The 19,031-nt window shown below is 71.5% G+C and carries 24 protein-coding genes and 1 pseudogene; 13 read left to right on the top strand and 12 right to left on the bottom strand.

Features of this window, described 5'->3' with window-relative positions:
- Nucleotides 1-27: 27 nt before the first annotated feature.
- On the bottom strand, nucleotides 28-1,218 hold the full coding sequence (locus ACSP50_RS32355; RefSeq protein WP_014693528.1) for a glycosyltransferase: 1,191 nt from the start codon (nucleotides 1,216-1,218) through the stop codon (nucleotides 28-30).
- Between the two features lie 137 nt (nucleotides 1,219-1,355).
- On the opposite strand from ACSP50_RS32355, the gene ACSP50_RS32360 reads away from it, so the two are divergent.
- Nucleotides 1,356-1,784, top strand: a complete 429-nt coding sequence (locus ACSP50_RS32360; protein WP_369793884.1) for an SRPBCC family protein — start codon at nucleotides 1,356-1,358, stop codon at nucleotides 1,782-1,784.
- Here ACSP50_RS32360 and ACSP50_RS32365 read toward each other — a convergent pair.
- On the bottom strand, nucleotides 1,775-3,364 hold the full coding sequence (locus tag ACSP50_RS32365; protein WP_043512612.1) for an NAD(P)/FAD-dependent oxidoreductase: 1,590 nt from the start codon (nucleotides 3,362-3,364) through the stop codon (nucleotides 1,775-1,777). The two genes, ACSP50_RS32360 and ACSP50_RS32365, sit on opposite strands and share 10 nt — an antisense overlap.
- A gap of 51 nt (nucleotides 3,365-3,415) precedes the next feature.
- Here ACSP50_RS32365 and ACSP50_RS32370 point away from each other — a divergent pair, with 51 nt between their 5' ends.
- The 3 genes from ACSP50_RS32370 to ACSP50_RS32380 all read left to right on the top strand — a co-directional run bounded on the left by ACSP50_RS32370 (nucleotide 3,416) and on the right by ACSP50_RS32380 (nucleotide 4,621).
- Entirely contained in the window at nucleotides 3,416-3,814 is a 399-nt protein-coding gene (locus ACSP50_RS32370) for a DUF2795 domain-containing protein (protein ID WP_014693531.1), read from the top strand.
- A complete protein-coding gene (locus ACSP50_RS32375) occupies nucleotides 3,811-4,275 on the top strand; it encodes an SRPBCC family protein (protein ID WP_014693532.1) in 465 nt (154 codons plus the stop codon). The genes ACSP50_RS32370 and ACSP50_RS32375 overlap by 4 nt, the downstream gene beginning before the upstream one ends.
- 163 nt (nucleotides 4,276-4,438) lie before the next feature.
- A complete protein-coding gene (locus tag ACSP50_RS32380; RefSeq protein ID WP_014693533.1) occupies nucleotides 4,439-4,621 on the top strand; it encodes a hypothetical protein in 183 nt (60 codons plus the stop codon).
- 42 nt (nucleotides 4,622-4,663) lie between these two features.
- Here the strand turns inward: ACSP50_RS32380 and ACSP50_RS32385 are convergent, their stop codons facing one another.
- Complete coding sequence (locus ACSP50_RS32385) at nucleotides 4,664-5,287, bottom strand: hypothetical protein (protein WP_014693534.1); 624 nt, start codon at nucleotides 5,285-5,287, stop codon at nucleotides 4,664-4,666.
- 202 nt (nucleotides 5,288-5,489) lie between these two features.
- Between ACSP50_RS32385 and ACSP50_RS32390 the strand changes: the two genes are divergently transcribed.
- Nucleotides 5,490-5,699: a hypothetical protein gene (locus ACSP50_RS32390; protein WP_043512615.1), complete on the top strand. Its 210-nt coding sequence runs from the start codon at nucleotides 5,490-5,492 to the stop codon at nucleotides 5,697-5,699.
- 67 nt (nucleotides 5,700-5,766) lie between these two features.
- Here the strand turns inward: ACSP50_RS32390 and ACSP50_RS32395 are convergent, their stop codons facing one another.
- Nucleotides 5,767-6,264: a hypothetical protein gene (locus ACSP50_RS32395; protein WP_014693536.1), complete on the bottom strand. Its 498-nt coding sequence runs from the start codon at nucleotides 6,262-6,264 to the stop codon at nucleotides 5,767-5,769.
- 196 nt (nucleotides 6,265-6,460) lie between these two features.
- Between ACSP50_RS32395 and ACSP50_RS32400 the strand changes: the two genes are divergently transcribed.
- Entirely contained in the window at nucleotides 6,461-6,817 is a 357-nt protein-coding gene (locus ACSP50_RS32400) for a DUF6401 family natural product biosynthesis protein (protein ID WP_014693537.1), read from the top strand.
- A gap of 218 nt (nucleotides 6,818-7,035) precedes the next feature.
- Here the strand turns inward: ACSP50_RS32400 and ACSP50_RS32405 are convergent, their stop codons facing one another.
- Nucleotides 7,036-7,662: a cellulose binding domain-containing protein gene (locus tag ACSP50_RS32405; RefSeq protein WP_043512618.1), complete on the bottom strand. Its 627-nt coding sequence runs from the start codon at nucleotides 7,660-7,662 to the stop codon at nucleotides 7,036-7,038.
- A gap of 154 nt (nucleotides 7,663-7,816) precedes the next feature.
- Here ACSP50_RS32405 and ACSP50_RS32410 point away from each other — a divergent pair, with 154 nt between their 5' ends.
- From ACSP50_RS32410 to ACSP50_RS32425, 4 genes are all read left to right on the top strand, one after another.
- Nucleotides 7,817-9,940, top strand: coding sequence for a SpoIIE family protein phosphatase (locus ACSP50_RS32410; RefSeq protein ID WP_014693539.1), 2,124 nt, complete (start codon nucleotides 7,817-7,819; stop codon nucleotides 9,938-9,940).
- Between the two features lie 248 nt (nucleotides 9,941-10,188).
- The gene (locus tag ACSP50_RS32415) at nucleotides 10,189-10,914 is read left to right on the top strand and encodes a VOC family protein (protein WP_231956763.1); all 726 of its coding nucleotides are present in this window, start codon (nucleotides 10,189-10,191) and stop codon (nucleotides 10,912-10,914) included.
- A gap of 485 nt (nucleotides 10,915-11,399) precedes the next feature.
- Nucleotides 11,400-11,849, top strand: a complete 450-nt coding sequence (locus tag ACSP50_RS32420) for a MarR family winged helix-turn-helix transcriptional regulator (RefSeq protein ID WP_014693541.1) — start codon at nucleotides 11,400-11,402, stop codon at nucleotides 11,847-11,849.
- 89 nt (nucleotides 11,850-11,938) lie between these two features.
- The gene (locus ACSP50_RS32425) at nucleotides 11,939-13,114 is read left to right on the top strand and encodes an RCC1 domain-containing protein (RefSeq protein WP_014693542.1); all 1,176 of its coding nucleotides are present in this window, start codon (nucleotides 11,939-11,941) and stop codon (nucleotides 13,112-13,114) included.
- Between the two features lie 48 nt (nucleotides 13,115-13,162).
- Here ACSP50_RS32425 and ACSP50_RS42700 read toward each other — a convergent pair whose 3' ends face one another.
- From ACSP50_RS42700 to ACSP50_RS32435, 3 genes are all read right to left on the bottom strand, one after another.
- On the bottom strand, nucleotides 13,163-13,318 hold the full coding sequence (locus tag ACSP50_RS42700) for a hypothetical protein (RefSeq protein WP_014693543.1): 156 nt from the start codon (nucleotides 13,316-13,318) through the stop codon (nucleotides 13,163-13,165).
- Nucleotides 13,319-13,555: 237 nt separating this feature from the next.
- Complete coding sequence (locus ACSP50_RS32430; protein WP_014693544.1) at nucleotides 13,556-14,422, bottom strand: phosphotransferase; 867 nt, start codon at nucleotides 14,420-14,422, stop codon at nucleotides 13,556-13,558.
- A gap of 15 nt (nucleotides 14,423-14,437) precedes the next feature.
- Nucleotides 14,438-14,590: a hypothetical protein gene (locus ACSP50_RS32435; RefSeq protein ID WP_231956764.1), complete on the bottom strand. Its 153-nt coding sequence runs from the start codon at nucleotides 14,588-14,590 to the stop codon at nucleotides 14,438-14,440.
- Between ACSP50_RS32435 and ACSP50_RS32440 the strand changes: the two genes are divergently transcribed.
- Together ACSP50_RS32440 and ACSP50_RS32445 are read left to right on the top strand one after the other, a co-directional pair.
- Nucleotides 14,582-15,526, top strand: coding sequence for an inositol monophosphatase family protein (locus ACSP50_RS32440; RefSeq protein WP_231956765.1), 945 nt, complete (start codon nucleotides 14,582-14,584; stop codon nucleotides 15,524-15,526). The two genes, ACSP50_RS32435 and ACSP50_RS32440, sit on opposite strands and share 9 nt — an antisense overlap.
- A gap of 107 nt (nucleotides 15,527-15,633) precedes the next feature.
- Entirely contained in the window at nucleotides 15,634-16,584 is a 951-nt protein-coding gene (locus ACSP50_RS32445) for a pirin family protein (protein WP_014693548.1), read from the top strand.
- Nucleotides 16,585-16,723: 139 nt separating this feature from the next.
- Here the strand turns inward: ACSP50_RS32445 and ACSP50_RS45245 are convergent, their stop codons facing one another.
- The 3 genes and pseudogenes from ACSP50_RS45245 to ACSP50_RS32455 form a co-directional block, all read right to left on the bottom strand.
- A complete protein-coding gene (locus ACSP50_RS45245; RefSeq protein ID WP_369793971.1) occupies nucleotides 16,724-16,852 on the bottom strand; it encodes a Clp protease N-terminal domain-containing protein in 129 nt (42 codons plus the stop codon).
- 354 nt (nucleotides 16,853-17,206) lie between these two features.
- Nucleotides 17,207-17,347: pseudogene (locus tag ACSP50_RS45250) on the bottom strand (Clp protease N-terminal domain-containing protein); the annotation flags it as partial.
- Nucleotide 17,348: 1 nt separating this feature from the next.
- Nucleotides 17,349-17,585 (bottom strand): hypothetical protein, encoded by a 237-nt coding sequence (locus ACSP50_RS32455; protein WP_014693550.1) that lies wholly within the window; start codon nucleotides 17,583-17,585, stop codon nucleotides 17,349-17,351.
- A 72-nt stretch (nucleotides 17,586-17,657) separates the two neighbouring features.
- Between ACSP50_RS32455 and ACSP50_RS32460 the strand changes: the two genes are divergently transcribed.
- The gene (locus ACSP50_RS32460; RefSeq protein WP_014693551.1) at nucleotides 17,658-18,857 is read left to right on the top strand and encodes an aminopeptidase; all 1,200 of its coding nucleotides are present in this window, start codon (nucleotides 17,658-17,660) and stop codon (nucleotides 18,855-18,857) included.
- Nucleotides 18,858-18,864: 7 nt separating this feature from the next.
- On the opposite strand, the gene ACSP50_RS44710 is transcribed toward ACSP50_RS32460, so the two are convergent.
- Nucleotides 18,865-18,990, bottom strand: coding sequence for a hypothetical protein (locus tag ACSP50_RS44710; protein WP_014693552.1), 126 nt, complete (start codon nucleotides 18,988-18,990; stop codon nucleotides 18,865-18,867).
- Between the last annotated feature and the right edge of the window lie 41 nt (nucleotides 18,991-19,031).

A 19,031-nucleotide genomic window follows, 5' to 3' on the forward strand; every position in this document is an offset into this window, starting at 1 on the left:
CACCGGTCGGTGGAGGGAGGATTAGGCCTAGGCCACCACTTCCGGCTCGGCGGTGGTGCGGCGCAGGCCGGTGACCGCGGAGTAGACCGAGCCGATCTGCGCGGCCACCCGCTTCCAGCTGTACGCCTGCCGGGCCCGGTCGAGGGCCGCGGTCGCGTAGGTGAACCGGCGCACCTTGTCGTTGACCAGCCGGCGCAGGGCCCCGCCGAGCGCCCGTGGGTCGCGGGCCGGGACCAGGTCGCCGGTCAGCCCGTCGACGACGGTCTCGGTCAACCCCCCGACCGCGGTGCCGATGATCGGCACGCCGCAGGCCATCGCCTCCAGCGCGGAGCGTTCGAACTGCTCCTGCCAGGGCGCCGCGACCAGCAGGTCGGCGGAGCGGTACCAGCTGGGCATGTCCCGGTGCGGGACCGCGCCGATCAGCCGGAACCGGTCGGCGACCTGGAAGCGTTCGGCGAGCGCGCGCAGCGACTTGGCGCCCGGGTCGGCCGGGAGCTGGTCGGCCGGCGGACCGCCGACCACCACCACCTCGGCGCCGGGGACGTAGCGCATCGCCTGGATGACGTCGCCGAACCCCTTGTGCTCGACGAGTTTGCCGACCGAGAGGATGCGGGTGCGGTCCGGGTCGCGGGGGGCGACCGGGCCGTCCGGGGTGAACCGCTCGCTGTCCACGCCGGCCGGGACGACGGTCAGCTGGGCCCGTGGCACCCCGATCCGGACCAGGCCCTGCACCTCGTCCTGGGTCTGCGCGACCACCCGGTCGACGGCCCGCCCGAGGGCCCGCTCGTAGCCGGTGCGGGACGGGCCGGCGCCGGCCGGCTGAATCGTGCCGAGCTCGTGGAACGACTGCACCACCGGGATGCCGGCCTGCCGGGCGGCGGTGACCGCGGCCAGGCCGCTGGTCCAGAAATGGGCGTGCGCGACGTCCGGCGTCCAGCCGTCGCGCTGCCACAGCTCGTTGAGCCGGCCGGCGAACTCCGCCATGTGCGGCAGCAGTTGTTCGTCCGGCAGCGGGCTGGGCGGGCCGGCCGGGATGTGGACGACGTGCACGCCGGCCCCGACCGGGACGATCTCGGGCACCGCCGGATCGGTGCGACGGACGTAGACGCGCACCTCGTGGCCGAGCTCGGCCAGCGCGGTGGAGAGTTCGGCCACGTGGGCGTGCTGGTCGCCCACGCCTAGTGGGCTGGCGTGCTCGGAGATCATCGCAATTCGCACGGGGTCTCCTCTGGGCGACATGAGCGGCGACGTGCGCCGGGGCAACGGCAGGTTTCGTTGCCCGGCTGCCTCCAGCGTAAACATCGGGTACGTCGTTATGCGGCAGCTACGCAGGGTAAAACGACATCGTGGCCACTGTGACTCGTACCGTGCAGGCATCCCCCGACCGCGTCTTCGCCGTGCTCGCCAACGGCTGGTCCTACAGCGACTGGGTGGTGGGCACCTCCCACATCCGCGACGTCGAGCAGGACTGGCCGGCGACCGGCTCGAAACTGCACCACAAGGCCGGCCCGTGGCCGTTGTCGCTGCACGACTCGTCGACCGTGCTGGAGTGCGTGCCCGGCCGGGAGCTCAAGATCCGGGCCGGGCTGTGGCCGCTGGGCGAGGCGGTGGTCGACATCGTGCTGGAGCCGGCGTCCGACGGCGCGACCCGGGTGGTGATGCACGAGGACTTCCAGTCCGGGCCGCTGCTCTGGATGCGCAACAAGATCAACGATCTGGTGCTGCACCAGCGCAACGTCGAGGCGCTGCGCCGGCTCGCCGACATCGCCGAATCTCACCCGTAGATCGCTCGGTGACCGGCGTTGATCACGGCGCGGTAGGCGCCCCCGGTCAGCGCCCGGTCCCGGGCCAACGCCGCGCGGGCCGCGTTCGCCCCGGGAGCGCCGTGCACGCCGCCCCCCGGATGCGCCGACGAGCTGCTCAGATAGAGCCGGTCGACCGGCGTGTCGGCGCGGCCCAGGCTGGGGATCGGACGGAGGAACAGCTGCTGGAACGCGGCCGAGGTGCCGCCGCCCAGCGCGCCCCCGACCAGCGACGGATCCGCCGCCTCCAGATCGCCCGGGGCGAAGACGTGCCGCCCGGCGATCAGGTTCCGGAAGCCCGGCGCCTGTTCCTCGATGACCCCCTCCATCCGCTCCACGTGCGCCGCGATCTCGTCGGCCGGCCAGTCCTCGCGGTGCGGCAGGTGAGTGTACGCCCAGGCGCTCTCCGTCCCCGCCGGTGACCGGGACGGATCAGCCGTGGTCATCTGCCCGAGCAGCAGGAACGGGTGCTCCGGCACCTCTCCGGTGGCGATCTTGCCGGAGTACCGGGTCAGCCCGTTCAGGTCGGCGCCCAGGTGCACCGTGCCGGAGCCGGCCACCTCGGCCGTACGCCACGGGATCCTCCCGGTCAGCGCCCAGTCCACCTTCACCGTGGCCCCGTCCCAGCGGAAGTGCGCCAGGTCCTCGGCCATCCGACCGGGCAGCCACCGCTCACCGACCAGGTCCAGGAACAGCGCCGGCGCCGGCACGTCGGCGACCACGGCCCGGGCGGCCCGCCAGTCCCGGCCGTCCACGGTCCGCACCCCCATCGCCCGGCCGCGCGCCACCAGCACCCGGCTCACCCGGGTCCCGCAGACGATCTCGCCGCCCCGCTCGGTCAGCCGCCGGACCAGCGCGGCGGTCAGCTGGCCGGCCCCGCCCACCGGCACCGGCCAGCCCACCTCCTGGCCGAGCATGGACAGCAGCCAGCCGTAGACCCCGCCACCCGCCTCCTCCGGCGACAGGTCGGTGTGCAGCGCGCAACCGGCCAGCGCCACCTGGGCACCCTCGCCGCTGAACAGCTCCGAGCCCAGTTCCCGGGCGGAGAGCATCAGGCGGCGGGCCAGGCGCAGGGAATCCACCGACCCGAGCCGGCCGGCCAGCCGCAGACCGTCCCGGACCGGCGGGAACGGCCGCAGGATCACCGGGAGCATGCGGTCCGAGACGTCCGCCCAGTCGTCGTACGCGTGTTTCCACCGCTCGCCGTCCCCGGGCGCGAACGCCTCCATCGAGGCCATCGTCGCGGTGAGGTCCCGGCTGATCGTGGCGGCCCGCCCGTCCGGCAGCACGTGACTGAAAACGTTCGGGGCGTGCGTCCATGCGAGCCCGTACCGCTCCAGGTGCAGGTCCCGGAGCACCGGCGACGCGAACCCCAGCGGGTAGAAGGCGCTGAACAGATCCGAAAGGTACCCGGGGGCGGTCAACTCGCCGGAGCGGACGGCACCGCCCGGCTCCCCGGCCGCCTCCAGCATCCGGACCGACCAACCGGCGTCCACCAGCAGATTTGCGGCCACCAATCCGTTGTGGCCGGCCCCGACGACGATCGCATCCACCATGTCCATCTCCGCACGTTAGCCACGTTTAGCCCCGTTCGCCGAGGGCACCCCGCAATCATGGAACGGGGAAACAGCAAGCACGGCGCGGTGCTGGACGACCAGATGGCCTCGGAGGTCCGGGGCATCTTCCGGGGTCCGGCCGGGGGACGCGCCGACGAGTCGCACACACCGGAGCCCGCCGGAGAGGACCAGCCGGAGGTCACCATCGCCCCGAACGGCGATTTCGGCCGCGGCGTCCCGAACGGCGTCGGCAGCGCACAGGGTGAGGCCCTGAGCCGGTTCGGCAGCTTCCTGGGCCGCAACGCCTTCCCGGGTGACCGGGCCGCGCTGGAGGCCTCGGCGCGCGCCATGTCCGCCCCGGACGACGTGCTGCGCCGGATCGGAACGCTGCCCGAGGGGCAGACGTTCCAGAACACCGCTGAAGCCTGGCATGCGAGTGAAGGAGGAGACGCGTGAGCACGGTCACCGAGTTCGTTGACGTCAACGTCCCGGTCCGCACCTGCTACGACCAGTGGACCCAGTTCGAGGAGTTCCCGCGCTTCATGGAGGGCGTCGAGGAGATCCAGCAGCTGGACGACACGCACATGCACTGGAAGACCACCATCGCCGGGGTGACCCGGGAGTTCGACGCGAAGATCACCGAGCAGCTGCCCGACGAGCGGGTGGCATGGACCGCCACCGACGGCGAGAAGCAGGCCGGTGTGGTCACCTTCCACCGCCTGGACGACACGCACACCCGGGTGACGGTCCAGCTCGACTTCGACCCGCAGGGGCTGGTCGAGCTCGCCGGCGACAAGCTGGGGCTGGTCGACCGCCGGATCAAGGGCGACCTGCACCGGTTCAAGGAGTTCATCGAGAGCCGCGGCGGGATCACCACCGGCAGCTGGCGGGGCCACATCGACCGGCCCGGCATCTGATCCGCTCCCTTCGCACGGCCGCCCCCTCGGTAAGGGGGCGGCCGTTTCTCCGCACCGTCGTGTCGTTTCCCGGCCGTTTCTCTGCACCGTCGTGTCGTTTCGCGGCCGTTCCTCCGCACCGTCGTGTCGTTTCGCCGGACCCGGACCGGGTACGTGGAAGCTCATGACCGATCACGTCGAAGGCGCCTGGCGCGACGAGAAGAAACTGCCGGTGGACGAGCTGACCCGGGCGATGGCCTCCTGGGACACCGACGGGCAGGACGACCCGAGCGACAACGAGTACGGGCGGCAACCCGACGACCGGGACGCCCGGCCGAGCACCACGGGACTGACCGGACCACAGTGACCGCGGCGTCCGCGCCGGGGCCGGCCGGCCCCGGCGGTGCCGTCAGGGTGTCGGCCGCGGGTCCGGCCCGCTCCGGCGCAGGATCACACTGCCCATCCCGGCCACCGCGCGGACCGCGTACCGGTCGGCGGCCCGGGGCCACCCGGCCTCCTGCAGGACCGCGCCGGACGGCGTCCCGTTGTTGACCACCCAGGGTGTCTCCACCGCTCCGGCTCCGCCCTCCAGACGGATCCGGAACACCGCCGCCGGTCCGGCCCGCAGCACCGCGGTGCCCACCCCACCGGTGAACGTCACCGGCACCGTCCCGGCCGGGTCCGGCAGCGTCACCTCGGCCAGCCCGGACGCGCCCAGCTCCACCCGGCTCACCTGGCCGTCCGCCAGGTTCAGCTGCTGCTCGCCGCCCCCGGCCGGCAGCCGGATGTCCCACCGGACATCCCGGTTCAACACGATGTGCACCTCGTCCAGACCGTCACCCTGCGTAGCCCGGAATCGCACCGCCACCCGCCCACCGCGCCGGGTCACCACCGGCACGATCCCGGCGTCGGAAGCCGCGCTGATCCGGTAGAGCAGCCCCGGCAGGGTCGCCGTCTGCACCCGGACCCGGCTGGCCGGGTCCCCCACCGTCAACCAGGCCCCGGTGCGATCCAGCAGCGGACCCGCCTGCACTCTCTCGGTTACTGGTAGTATCGGCTGCGCCACCTGCGGTGATCGCCGGAAGAATCCCGCAAACAGCGCTCCGACCAGGGCAGACGCACCGATCACGGCAATGGTTGAGCGGCTCCGACGCAACACTGAGGGCACCATCGGACAACGCAGAATCGGCCGAACGGGTGACGGCGATCCGGACTTATCGCGCCAGAATTTCCGGGTGCGATCTGCCGGATTCCTGTCTGAACGTCAGCGCCGCCTCGCGTGGGTCGGCTTCCTCCTGGCCGCCTTCCAGGCGCCCCTGGCGGCGAAGCTCATCGCTGACGCCTCCTGGTTCTTCGCCGTCGTGGTGGCCCTGGTGGTCGCGACGGTCATCATCGCCGACGACGCGCAGCGTCGCCGCCCCCGCCAGGCCAACTACCAGGAGTAGTCTCTCCGCCGCCGCACCGCGCGGCCCGGCCGCTCCCGGGCGAGCAGGGCCGCCGTGCCGATCGGCGTCAGCGGGGCCGGGCCTCGTGGCCGGGACGTCCGTGAGTTCGCCGGCGTTCCTTCAGCTCCGCCTCGTAGAGATGACGCCGCCCGCCCACGAGTTCCTCCCGAGCCTCGCGCTCCAGCCGGCGGAACTCGCTGTAATACCCGTCATCGAACTCTTCGACGAGCTGAAACGTCCACCGACCCGGCACGACGTTGCGCCCGATGAGCTCGCGCTCGATCCGCTCCGCGATCGCGGTCTGCCCACCCTGCATGAACAGCGACACCGCCTCGTCGAGCTTGAAGTCCGCCGACCCGATCAGCTGGTGCAGCGAGTACAGGTGCCCCCGGACGCGCTCCACGGTCTCCAGCGCCTCGCTCAACTTCCCCAGGGCTTCGACGGTCACATCGTCCACGCCGTCGGGCCGCCGATGCGCCGCATCCGGTCCGCTCTCCCGGGCCGCCTCCGCGGCCGTCCCGTTCCCCCGTGCCGCCTCCGCGGCCGTCCCGTTCCCACCCGTCATCGGGTTCTCCCTCGCCTGCCTCGCCGTCTGCCTCGCCGGACGCGGCTGTCGTACCCCGGTCCGGGCCTCCGCGAACGCCGCGCCACCGGCCGATCCGGACGCATCGCCGACCCACCGGGAACCGCGCGACGAGTTCAACCGTCCTGCACCGTTAGGGAGAACCGTTGGCTACCCCGCAGTCTCTAACTTTTCCCTCATGAACGGACTCTTCAGCAACGCCGCCGCCCGCGCTGCCCTCCGCTCCGCGCACGCCTCGCTCGCCGACCTGACCGCCGCCGTCGGCGTCAGCGGTCTCGCCGCCGCCCAGGCCAACCCGGGCCTGATGTCCGTCATCGACCAGCACGCGGCCGGCGTCCGCGACAGCCTCGACGCCGACACCCGCCCGCTCACCCCGATCCTGCTGGCCGCCTACGCCGAGGGCGTCCGCGACGCCGCGTTCCAGCACGGCTGGGTGGCCCCCGAGGGCGAGATCGACTGGTCCGAGAACGACTGGGTCCTGCGTCGCCTTCTCGCCGTCTGCAGCCTCGCCCGCACGCTGCCCAACCCGCGCTGACCCCTTCGCGCAGGGGCATGCCCGCCTGATCACCGGGCCGCCCGGCCAGCCTTGATCATCGGAACAGCCGTGCCCCGGGGCCGGCACCGCCCCGGCGGTGCCGGCCCCTCCGCCTTTCCCGCGTGCTCCCGCTCCGCGGCACCCCGGCTTCCGCAGCGCCGGCCCTTCCGCCTTGCGCGTGCTCCGCGATACCCCGGCCTCAGCGGCGCCGGCCGACGTCAGGAGCGGGCGGAACCGTTCACGGCACATCCGACGGGAGCGCTCGTCGGCGCCGCCGCGAACCCGAAGCCGAAGGTGACCGTGTCGCCGGCGCCCAGCGCCGCACCGGCCGGCCGGAACGTGACGACCGTCCCCGACTGTGCCACCGCGACCTCCCCGGAGGTCACCGTGACCGGCTCGCCGCCCGGCACGCTGAGCGTGACGGTCCAGTCCGCCGCCTCCCCGCCACCGGCGTTGACCACCTGCACCGAGCCCCGGTGGCTGCCGTCGTCGTAGTGGTAGACCGCGCTCAGCACCGCCGGCGTCCCGGTGTCGGCCGTCTCGCCGCCGGCCGCCACCACCGGCCGGCGCCGGGACAGCCAGCCGCGCACGATCGCGACAGCGGCCGACGCAACGCCCGAGGGCGGACCGCCGGGCGTGGCGGAGGCCGGCGGGACCACGAGCCGCAGCCGCGGTACCACCGGATACGGTTCCGAGGTCGCGGCGAATCCGAGGATCTCCTCGGCCGGCGCCGGCGCCGGCACCGCGGCCGTCTCCGCCGACGCGGACCACCCGTCCAGCCCGCCCTCGACGGGAGCCTGCGCCTCGCTGCCGGGGACGGGCTCCCCCGTGGTGTCACCAGTCACGGCGGCGACTATAAATGATCTGAGAACACGCAGGTCACACGCCAGATCACGCACGGTGACGCAGTGCGGGGCGACTGTCTCGCAGATCGTCAAGAATCGGACGGTCGGCCGGTGCGACATCGTACAAACGGCTTAGCCGGGATAGGCTTTCCGCATGGTCGGCTCGGGAGCGGCACGCCCGCCAGCGATCTCCACGCTGCCCGTGCAGTCCGCCGGTGCGAAGGGCTGCGCGGCCCTGGTGCATGCCTTCGACTGGTCGCGCACCTCGCTCGGCCCGCTCGAGCGGTGGGATCACGCGGTGCGCACGGCGGTCGATCTTATGCTGGAGTCACCGGTCGCGATGATGCTGGTCTGCGGCGCCGACTACGTGGTGCTCTACAACGACGCCTACGCCGAGGTGCTGGGCGGCCGGCACCCGGTGGCGCTGGGCCGGCCGGCCGTGCAGGCGTTCGGGGAGGCCTGGGACCAGCCGGGGATGAGCGACGTGATCGGCCGGGTGTTCCGCACCGGCCACGCCGTGCTGGAGCCGGAGAGTCAGGTCACGCTGCGCCCGGGTGGCGCGGAGCCGGCCTTCTACACCCGCGGGCATTCGGTGGTGCGCGACTCGCACGGGACGATCGCCGGGGTGCTGACCGTGGCCGCCGAGACCACCCAGGTGGTGCACCGGCTGCAGAGTCTGGGTGAGCTGACCGCACGGCTGGCCGGCGCTCTCACCATCGACGATGTCACGCGGGTCGTCCTGACGTACGCCATGGCGTCCTTTGATCTTGATCATTGCGCCCTGGCCGTCGACGACGGCACGGCCTACCGTTTCGTCCGCCGGATCCGCGGCGAGATGCTCGACGAGGCCGACGAGCGCCTCCCCCCGGTCTGGCGCCGGATCGCCGCCGACCAGGCCGCGCCTCTGGTCGCGGCGGCGGAGACCGGCGCGGCGACCTTCGTCGCCGACGGCGAGCCGCTGCGGGCCGTCGCGCAGGACCGGCACGAGCGGCGGGTGCGCTCCCTGGCCGCCCTGCCGTTGCGCACCCCGTCCGTGCGCGGGGCGCTGACCATGGGGTTCCGCCGCGCCCATGCCTGGCTGCCGGCCGAGCGTGCCCTGCTGCGCGCCGCTGCCGAGCTGGTGGCGCAGGCCGCCGAGCGGGCCCGCCGCTTCGAGGCGCAGCACGGCACCGCCCAGTTGCTGCAGCGCAGCATGCTGCCCGAGCATCTGCCCGAGCTGGACACGTTCCGGATCGCCGCGCGCTATGACGTGGGCGTCGACGGCAACGCCGCGGGTGGCGACTTCTACGACGCGTTCCGCCTGCTCGACGGTCGGCTGGCGATGGTGCTGGGCGACGTGGCCGGCCACGATGTGCGGGCCGCCGCGGTGATGGGGCAGGTCCGGGCGGCGCTGCGGGCGCTGGCGCTGACCGATCCGGCCCCGCCGAGCGTGCTGGCCGGGCTGGACCGGCTGGTCGGCTCGCTGGGTGCCGAGTCGCGGAACGAGGAGATCTTCGTGACCGTCGTCTACGGCGTGCTCGATCCGGCGGACGGGTCGGTGACGCTGGCCAGCGCCGGTCATCCGCCGCCGGTGCTGCGCCGGGCCGGCCTCGGCGGCGGGCCGGCCACCGCGGAGCTGGTCAAGGTGCCGCCGGGCGCCCCGCTCGGGCTGGGCGGCCGCTGGCAGACCGGAACGCTGACGCTGGAGCCGGGCGACACCATCCTGATGTACAGCGACGGTGTCGTCGAGCGCCGCGGCCACGCGTTGAACGCCGGCCTGGACGCCCTGGTCGCGGCCGCCGCCGGGTCGGCCAGCGGCGATCCGCGCAACATGTGCTCGCTGGCCACCGCCGCGGTCGCGGGCACCACCGACGACGACGTGGCGGTGCTCGCGGTCGAGCACGCGCTGGCCATGAGCCGGTCGGCGACGATGCATGTGGCCGCCGAGCCGACCGGGCCGAGCCGGGTCCGGCAGTGGATGTCGGCCCGGCTGCGCGAGTGGCAGGTGCCGGAGCCGGTGATCGGCGCGGCCATCCTGTGCACCAGCGAGCTCACCACCAACGCGCTGCTGCACGCCGGGACCCCGGCGCAGGTGCACATCGACCTGAATCTGGAGCGTCTGCTGGTCTCGGTGGCCGACACCGGCACCCGGGGCAGCGTGATCCGGGCACGGGCCGACACGCTCGCGAGCCGCGGCCGCGGGCTCGGCCTGATCGAGGATCTCAGCGACTCGTGGGGCACCGACCCCACGGTGCGTGGTTCGACGGTCTGGTTCGAGATGCTGCTCAACAGAGAGTGACAGCGCACGCCCTCGCCGCAAAGGTGACGCACGGTGAAAATGAACGCCGCCTTAACTCGCTTGCCGACGATCACCTGATTCACTCGCACACTTACGCTCAGTAGTTCATTTCTGCTCTAAACCGGACAATGAACCGTGCGGTAGTGACGATGCGTATTCAGTGCCGTAGAGTGCTCAAGCAACTGGGGAAGTCCACCATGGAGCGGCACATGCGGATCAGAGGCTATGCACCGATGACACCCTGTTGGGTGGAGTTGGCGAGTGCGGACCCTGCGCGAGCGGCGCAGTTCTACGGAGAGTTGTTCGGCTGGGAGTCAGCCGGTGACCGCTTCAAGCTCAACGGGCGGGCCGTGGCCGGCCTGACCCGCAGCGGGTCCGACCGTCCGGACGGGTGGCTGACGCATCTCAGCACGCCCGACCTGGAGGAGACCCTGGAGCAGGTGGCACTGGCCGGCGGCACCTGCCTGAGCCACCCGGCCGACGCGCACGGAGGGCGCCGGGCGATCGTGGCGGACCCGGCCGGCGCGGTCATCGGGCTGTGGGAGCCGTCCGACTTCGCGGGGGCGCAGGCCGGCGGCGAGCCCGGCACGATGTCCTGGCCGGAACTGATCACTGACGACACGCACACCGCCGCCCGGTTCTACGGGTCCGCGTTCGGCTGGCTGCTGCGCCACGACTTCGGCGTCGGCGAATGGCTGAACCAGGCGCACGACGCGATCGCCGGACTCACCCCGGGCTACCGGGGCGCCTGGTGGCGGGCGGCGTTCGAGGTGGAGGACATCGTGGAGGCCGCGGCACGCTGCGAGCGTCTCGGCGGGGCCCTGATCGCCGAGCCGGCCGAGGCCGGCCTGACCGAATTCGCCGAGCTCCGCGACCCGTTCGGCGCCCGTTTCACGGTCGCCGCGCTGGTGCACCACCCGGTCGAGCTGACCGTTTCGCTCGGCTCGCTGCCCGCTTTCCAGCGCTTCGCATAACCGGTTCCTCAGCACGGCGGGGCTCCCCGCCGAGGCGATCATCGCGGAAAGGCCGGCCCTCCGGGGCCGGCCTTTCGCCTGCCGCTTCTTCCGGTCGCGGCCACTCACGGTCCCGCCGATTTCCCGGTACGCGGTTTTCCGGCACACATTTTCCGGTACGCGGGTGTCAGAACTGATTCTCCGGTAAGCGAATCTCCGGTTACGCGGATTTACCGCGCCACTTCCCGAATCGCCGATTTCAGCGCCCACTACCGGATACGCGGCTCGCCGGCGCAGAGTCGTGAACAGTCACGATCATTGATGACCATTCGGCGACATCGCCTCCGGCCAGCTTCCGGCGCGGCGTGCGGCGGGGCTCGCGGACGGATCGTGCCCGCCGGCCGGCGCAGCGTGCGGCGCCGGCGGGGGACGAGAGGTCGTCAGCCATCGACGTACACCATGATGTTGACTATTAAGTTAAGATTTGAAGGAGTATCGTTCCCGCCATGGCCGAACCGCTCAGCGAGACCCAGATGCAGCACTGGCGCGCGTTCATCGAGAGCTCGTGGGCGCTGCACACCGCACTGGAGGACGAGCTGCGCGCCGCGACCGGCCTGAGCATGAACGACTACCACGTGCTCGTCGCGCTCGCCGAGGCTCCGGACCGCCGGATTCGGATGGGCGAGCTGGCGAACCGGCTGGTGCTGTCGCCGAGCCGGATCACCTACCAGATCAGTTCGATGGTCAAACGCGGACTCGTCGAGAAGCAGAGCTGCCCGGACGACAAGCGCGGCTACGAGGCGGTCCTGACCGATGCCGGGCTGACCGCGCTGCGCGAGGCCGCCCCGGCGCACCTCGAAACGGTTCGACGGCGATTCATCGACCGGCTGGAGCCCGACGAGCTGGCGGTGATCGGCCGGGCGTTCGCCAAGATCAGCGACGCGCATCGCTCCTAGTCAATATCGATCGTCGATGGTATGAACTTTGTTACACGTGTGGGAGCGCTCCCACTGCCACCGTCGACAACGTTTGGAGTGATCGGCAGATGAGCGAAACGCAGGCCGCCCCGCCCCCGGCCCGCTGGCGACGGGCAGCCTTCGCCCTGGCGACGGCCGCCGCCTTCCTGTTCGGCATGCCCGCCGGACCAGCCGGCGCCGCCCCCACGGCCGCCCTTTCCCGGATTGCCGCCGGATATGCGCACAGTTGCGCCATCCGCACCGACCACAGCCTGTGGTGCTGGGGCGGCAACAGCAAGGGTCAGCTCGGCGACGGCAGTACCGTCAGCCACGGCAGCCCGACCCGGGTCGGCACCGCCGGCGACTGGGCCGCCATCGACGCCGGCACCAGCTACACCTGCGGCGTCCGCACCGACCACAGCCTGTGGTGCTGGGGCGCCAACACCCGCGGCCAGCTCGGCGACGGCAGCACGACCAGCCGGAACACGCCGACCCGGGTCGGCACCGACAGCGACTGGGCGGTCGTCACCACCGGCGACAGCCACACCTGCGGCGTCCGCACCGGCGGCACCCTGTGGTGCTGGGGCTTCAACCGGCTCGGCCAGCTCGGCACCGGCATGTCGGTGTACACCGCGACCACGCCGCTGCAGGTCGGCACCGCCACCACCTGGTCGACCGTCTCGGCCGGTTTCGCACACACCTGTGCCACCCGCACCGACGGCACCCTGTGGTGCTGGGGCGACAACGGCGACGGCCAGCTCGGCCTCGGCGTGCTGACCCCGTCGGTCACCCCGGCGCAGGTCGGCACCGCCACCAACTGGGCGACGGTGACCGCCGGCTACGCCTTCAACTGCGCCACCCGCACCGACGGCACCCTGTGGTGCTGGGGCGACAACGGCTACGGTCAGCTCGGCGCGGGCGGCACGTACCAGACCGCGCCCGCCCAGGTCGGCAGCGGCACCACCTGGACCAGGGCGGACGCCGGCTTCAACACCGCATGCGGCGCCCGGACCGACGGCACCCTGTCCTGCTGGGGCAACAACGCCACCGGCCAGGTCGGCGACGGCAGCACGGTCAACCGCGGCACCCCGGTCCAGGTCGGCGCCACCACCACCTGGACCGGCGACTACGCCACCGGCTACCAGACGTGCGGATTCCGCGCCGACCAGAGCCTGTGGTGCTGGGGCAACAACGCCAACAGCCAGCTCGGCGACGGCACCACCACTCAGCGCACCACCCCGGGCCAGGTCACCCTGCCCAGCTGACACCGGTCCGCGCGGTTCCCGATCCCGCACCGGCATCCCGGTGCGGGATCAGTAGTACCAACGGTCGAGGTGGGTGCCGGAGCACTCGGCGGACTGCTGCAGATCCGTCTGCCGGTCCATGATCTCGTGCAGCTGCCCGTTGGCCGCATCGACGGCCGCCTGCGTGCCGGACAGGTCGCTCTCCGGGTCGAGGAGGTCGGTCATCCTGGAGTCCCGCTCCTGACGGGTCGCGATCAGGGTCTGACTGAGCTGGGTCCATCGACTCCTGGCATTGTTGCGCCTGCCGCTCGGCCTCGGCCTGCTGATCCGCCCCCGCCGGTGCCGCGTCGTCGGCGGCCGCGCCGGGCTCCCCGTCCGGGTTCAGCGGCAGCCCGGTCGTCGGCAGTCCACAAGCCTGCTGCGTCTGGCTGGCGTGCACGCTCACCGACTTGAGCAGCGGCATCACCTCGGCGGCGTGGTCCCCAGACCGGCACCGGGATCCGCCTTGACCGCCCGCCGCGGGCCGGGCGGGATCGTCACGATCCGGGTCTCCTCCGCCGCACGCCGGTGACTTGCCCACTGCCCGGTCCAGTCCGCGAGGTCGTGCATCCAGGCCGGCGAGCCGGGCTTGGCTCTCGATGCCCACTTCGTTGCGTTCTTCGAGGCGAAGTCGTCAAGGACGTCCGGGCTGACCTCAGCCCATGCGGGAAACCGCGCCAGCCAGTGTTCCGCCTGCTCGGGCGTGTGGCCGCTACCGATCAACCACTGTGTCAGCATTGCCAGCTCCACCCAGGGCGCCGCTCTGGTGGCGAATGCCCAATCGACGATGAACAGGCCGCGGGAGCTCACCATCAAGTTGGTCGGGGCGAGGTCGCTGTGGACGAGAACGTCACCGTCCATCGCCGGATGTGGGAACCCGAGCCGGCCCGTCGGCGTGAACAGCGGCACCTCGGGCGCCAGTGTCTTGCCGAGCCCTGTCAGCGCCTCAGCCAGAAGATCAAGGTGTGGGCTCCCCGGTGACAGGTCGGCGTGCGGGCCGTCGCAGTGCTCGAAGCCCACGACCAGCCAGCCGGCCGCCTCGAAGTGCCATTCGACCGCGGGCGAGTGAGGCCCCTTCACGGCCTCACTCACCCGCAGCTCGTAGCGCAGTGACCGGACGCCGAACTCGGTGCAGGCCGCCTTGACGAAAACCTTCCCGGCAGTCCCGCTGACGGTTGCGGCTATCTCCGCGTGGTCGCCGGCCTCGGCGGGGACGGCGTGCGTTCCGCCGATTCGGGCGGCTACCTTCGTCGTGACCGCCTCGGGCAGTGCAGTCCAGTCAATGCGCATCGATCAGTTGGCCTTTCAGATTCCCGGGTGGGGCGGGCAACAGGACTTCGCCTCGCCGACCCGGCACTCGGGGTCGACGAAGTAGCCGGTGGCCTGCAACGCCGGGAGCATGTATCCCATGGCCGAGCCGTCGGCCATGCCCTCGGTGATGATCGGTACGTGGTGCACGAAGCCTCCCGCGATCTGCTTGCCCGCGGCGAGATACGGCTCGGCGTGTTGCAGCGACACGTGTCAGGCGATGTCGACCGGCTCGGTCGGGACGACGCGGAACGACCGGCCGTCGGGCAGCAGCCGGCCGAAGTCGGGGTGATGATGACGGACTACACAGACCTCCTTCCCGTCGCCCATCAGGCGGTTGACCTGGCACGGAAGATCATGCGCACGATGCAACCGGGTGCACTGACCGCCAAGGGCGACCGCGACATGGCGAGTGAGGTGGACTACGCGATCGAGGACCAGGTCCGGACCTTCCTCGCCAAGCGCATTCCAGAGATCGGCTTTCTCGGTGAGGAGAACGGCCTCAGCGGGACAACGGAGAGGCTGGTGTGGGCGCTCGACCCGGTAGACGGCACCGTCAACTTCGTTCACGGTTCCCCGCTGTGCGCTGTCTCGCTCGGCTTGATCACCGAGAACCGCTCCGTTCTCGGCGTCATCGACTTGCCCTTTCTCGGTAGCCGCTACTCCGCGGCCGAGGGCAACGGCGCCCATGCCGACGGCCAGCCCATCCTGGTCAGCACGACGCAGCGAATCAGCGATGCGGTGGTGGCGCTGGGCGACTACGCGGTTGGGCAGGACGCCGCCGAGAAGAACCGGGCGAGGTTCGCAGTCACGCAACGGCTCGCCGCGAGCGTGCAGCGTGTCCGGATGCACGGATCAGCTGCCATCGATTTGGCGTGGCTGGCCATCGGTCGGGTCGACGCCGTCGTCATGCTGGCCAACAAGCCGTGGGACACCGCGGCCGGCGTGGTCATCGCGCGCGAGGCCGGCGCACTGATCGCCGACCGCGACGGCTCGCCCCACAGCTTCGCGTCGTCCGCGACGATCGCCGCCAACCCTGGGCTGCTCAGCGGCATCCTCGATCTTGCGGGCGGCGACCACAGGTAGACCCGACCCCGGACGCGCATCATGGGTTCTTCAGATTTGAAGCGAAACTCTGGTATTTCAGATTTGAAGGAGCTACGCTGGAGACCTCGAAGTCAGGAGGGCTCGAAATGCCTGCAATCACCGTCGATGACGTTCTCGTTCTGCCGCGCCTGCCGAAGCTGGACCCGGTCGCGACGGAGTTTCGGCCGGTTCGCCGCCTGACGACCGCGCCGCAGGGGTACGAGGGTGAGGGTTTCCCGGTGCGCCGGGCCTTCGCCGGGGTGCCGCTGAGCGAGCTCGACCCGTTCATCCACCTGGACCAGATGGGTGAGATCGACTACGCGCCGGGTGAACCCAAGGGGACCCCGTGGCATCCGCACCGGGGATTCGAAACGGTCACGTACATGATCGACGGGATCATGGACCACCAGGATTCGCTGGGCGGCGGCGGCTCGATCACCAACGGCGACACTCAGTGGATGACCGCGGCGAGCGGCATTCTGCACATCGAGGCGCCGCCCGAGCACCTGGTCACCAGCGGCGGGCTGTTCCACGGTCTGCAGCTGTGGGTGAACCTGCCGGCCGCGGCCAAGATGATCGACCCGAAGTACCAGGACATCCGCGGTAGGGAGTCGGCCCTGGTCACCACGCCGGATGGTGGGGGGCTGATCAGGATCATCGCGGGTGAGGTCGCCGGGCACGCCGGGCCGGGGTCGACGTTCACGCCGATCAACCTGACGCATGTGACGCTGCAGCCCGGGGCGCGACTGGACCTGCCGTGGCAGCCGGATTACAACGCGCTGGTCTACACCCTCTCCGGCGAGGGCTGGGCGGGCACCGACATGCGGCCGATCAGACTCGGTCAGCTGGCCACGTTCGGGGCGGGCGACGCGATCCGGGTGGAGGCGAAGAGCGAGCTCGACCTGTTCATCATGGGTGGCCGGCCGATCCGCGAGCCGGTGGTCCACTACGGCCCGTTCGTGATGAACACGAAAGCCGAGCTGCAGCAGGCCTTCGAGGACTTTCAGAAGGGTCGGCTGGGCGTCATTCCGGCGAGCCGGCTGCCGCACACCGATTGATCGATCCGGCGGTACGTCGTGGGCACCGGCGTGGTGCTCACGACGTACCGCCGCAATCGACGGCCTGGACCGGCCGCGGTCAGTGGGTGAGGGGGTGGCGGCGCATGCCGCTGATCGTTCCCCGTCCCCGGAATGCGGCTCAGGAACGGTTGGCGGCGCCGGCTTCGAGGGAGCGGTCGAGGTCGGCGCGGAGCCGGTCGAAGTCGGTGCCCTGGTCGGCGAGGATCCGCATGGCCAGGCCCTGACCCTCGCGGATGACGCCGAGCATGATGTGTTCGGGTGCGATGAACTTGTGCTTGAGGCGTAACGCCTCGCGCAGGGCAAGCTCCAGCACCTTCTTGTTCCGTTTGGAGAACGGGATGTGGCCGCCGGTGGTGGGGGCGGAGAATTTGCCGAAGATCCCCCTCTTCTTCGGCGCCGGGCGGGGCAGGCGCAGCGAGCCGGCCCCGAAATTCTCCTCGATGGCGGCCCGGACGGCGTCCAGGTCGATGCCGATCGCCTTGAGCGCGGCCGCGTCCTCGGCATCCTGGTCGGCGGTGACGGCGGCCTCGTCGGTGCGGTCGCCGACGGCGCGCACCACGGCGTCCCGGACCCGGGCGCGCTCGATGCCGGCCCGGTGCAGCACCGCGGCGGCCCGGCTGTCCTGAGCCAGCAGGCCGAGCAGCACATGCTCGGTGCCGATCACCGTGTGGCCCAGTTCGCGGGCCTCCATCTGGGCGCGGACCACGACGGTGCGGGCCTCCTTGGTGAATCGCTCGAACATCTCAGCCCTCCCGTGGATCGGTCATCGGCATCAGGTGCGCATGTTTCTTGTGTACGCCCTGGCGGGTCACCTCGAGCACGTCGGCGATCTCCTGCCAGGACCAGCCTCTTTTGCGCGCATTGGCCACCTGCAGGTGCTCCAGGCCCTCCAGCAGGCGGCGCAGTGCCACCACGGCGCGCAGCCCGACCCGGGGGTCGGCGCTGCTCGCGGCGGCGGCGAGGTCGGTTGCCTCGGTCATGCTGTCAACTTACGTTGACGCCATCCACATGTCAACCGCGGTTGACGGCTCCACAGGCATAGGCTCTCGGCCATGGACTGGATTCCGCGTTTCGCCGAGGTCGTGGTCCGGGCAGGGGTCAACATCCAACCCGGACAGGGTGTCGTGCTCAACACCGACACCGCCCATCTGGAGGTCGCCCGGGCGGTGGTCGAGGCGGCCTACGCGGCCGGCGCGGCCTGGGTCGAGCCGGTGTGGAGTGACGGGCCGATGCGCCGGTCCGCGGTCGACCACTCCGATCTGGCCGACCTCACCTCCTCCCGGCCGTGGGCGCTGCAGCGCATCCGCGAGTGGGCCGACCAGGGCGCCGCCTGGATCACCCTGATCGGCGACGCCGACCCGCACCTGCTCGACGGCGCCGATCCGGCGAAAGCCGCCGCGATCCGCACCGGGGAGATGGTCGCCCGGCGCGACGCGATGATCGGCAAGCTGCGCTGGACGGCGGTCGGCGCGCCGAATCCCGGCTGGGCCACCCAGGTCTACGGCGAGCCCGACCTGGAGCGGCTGTGGCAGGCCGTCGGCATCGCGATGCGCCTCGACGAGGACGATCCGGTGCAGGCGTGGCGGCAGCGCTCGGCGACGCTGGCCGAGCGCGGGACGGCGCTGGACGCGCTGGGTCTGACCGAGGTGCGCTATGTCGGGGAGGGCACCGATCTCACGGTCGGCCTGATCCCCGGCTGCCACTGGACCGGGGGCGGCATGATCGACGACGCCGGCATCCCCTACCTGGCGAACATTCCCACCGAAGAGGTGTTCACCAGCCCCGACCGGCGGCGCGCCGACGGCACGCTGCGGGTCACCAAGCCGGTGGCGATCGGCGGGCGGGTGGTCACCGGGCTGCGGCTGACCTTCGCGGGCGGGCGGATCACCGCGGTCACCGCGGACGAGGGCGCCGACGTGGTGCGGGCCCAGCTGGAGACCGACCCGGGTGCGCGTCATCTGGGCGAGGTGTCGCTGGTCGACAAGGAGAGCCGGATCGCGCGGACCGGCACGCTGTTCCACAACATGCTCTTCGACGAGAACGCCGCTTGCCACGTGGCGTGGGGGCAGAGTTTCCCGTTCGCCGTGCCGGGCGGGGTGGCGATGACCCCGGAGCAGCGTGCCGAGCTGGGGCTGAACTCCTCCGGGGTGCACACCGACGTGGTGGTGGGCGGCGCCGGCATCACGGTGACCGGCACCGGCCCGCGAGGGACGGTAGAGATCATCCGGGACGACGAGTGGGTCCTTGTTTGACGAGCTCTCAGAAGAGGTAAAGCATCGCTGCGGTGCCGAAAAGCACCAGCAGCAGCATCGTGACGAGCAGTCCGGTCTCGGCGGATTCGGCGACTTCGGGTACGACGTCGGTGGTCAGCGGCTCACTGCTCATGACGGGTTTTCCTCCGCAGATGGAACGCGACGATCGGGGGG

This window comes from Actinoplanes sp. SE50/110, assembly GCF_900119315.1.
In the GTDB taxonomy this organism is placed as follows: Bacteria; Actinomycetota; Actinomycetes; order Mycobacteriales; family Micromonosporaceae; genus Actinoplanes.

Bases quoted from the DNA above. Each gene is read 5' to 3' on its own strand.
- ACSP50_RS32395 (WP_014693536.1), bottom strand. From the start codon at position 6,264: ATGACGGGTGGGAACGGGACGGCCGCGGAGGCGGCACGGGGGAACGGG.
- ACSP50_RS32370 (WP_014693531.1), top strand. From the start codon at position 3,416: ATGGAACGGGGAAACAGCAAGCACGGCGCGGTGCTGGACGACCAGATG.
- ACSP50_RS32400 (WP_014693537.1), top strand. From the start codon at position 6,461: ATGAACGGACTCTTCAGCAACGCCGCCGCCCGCGCTGCCCTCCGCTCC.
- ACSP50_RS32460 (WP_014693551.1), top strand. From the start codon at position 17,658: ATGGACTGGATTCCGCGTTTCGCCGAGGTCGTGGTCCGGGCAGGGGTC.
- ACSP50_RS44710 (WP_014693552.1), bottom strand. From the start codon at position 18,990: ATGAGCAGTGAGCCGCTGACCACCGACGTCGTACCCGAAGTCGCCGAA.
- ACSP50_RS32410 (WP_014693539.1), top strand. From the start codon at position 7,817: ATGGTCGGCTCGGGAGCGGCACGCCCGCCAGCGATCTCCACGCTGCCC.
- ACSP50_RS32445 (WP_014693548.1), top strand. From the start codon at position 15,634: ATGCCTGCAATCACCGTCGATGACGTTCTCGTTCTGCCGCGCCTGCCG.
- ACSP50_RS42700 (WP_014693543.1), bottom strand. From the start codon at position 13,318: ATGACCGACCTCCTCGACCCGGAGAGCGACCTGTCCGGCACGCAGGCG.
- ACSP50_RS32425 (WP_014693542.1), top strand. From the start codon at position 11,939: ATGAGCGAAACGCAGGCCGCCCCGCCCCCGGCCCGCTGGCGACGGGCA.
- ACSP50_RS32420 (WP_014693541.1), top strand. From the start codon at position 11,400: ATGGCCGAACCGCTCAGCGAGACCCAGATGCAGCACTGGCGCGCGTTC.
- ACSP50_RS32455 (WP_014693550.1), bottom strand. From the start codon at position 17,585: ATGACCGAGGCAACCGACCTCGCCGCCGCCGCGAGCAGCGCCGACCCC.
- ACSP50_RS45245 (WP_369793971.1), bottom strand. From the start codon at position 16,852: ATGCTCGGCGTCATCCGCGAGGGTCAGGGCCTGGCCATGCGGATCCTC.
- ACSP50_RS32380 (WP_014693533.1), top strand. From the start codon at position 4,439: ATGACCGATCACGTCGAAGGCGCCTGGCGCGACGAGAAGAAACTGCCG.
- ACSP50_RS32365 (WP_043512612.1), bottom strand. From the start codon at position 3,364: ATGGACATGGTGGATGCGATCGTCGTCGGGGCCGGCCACAACGGATTG.
- ACSP50_RS32430 (WP_014693544.1), bottom strand. From the start codon at position 14,422: ATGCGCATTGACTGGACTGCACTGCCCGAGGCGGTCACGACGAAGGTA.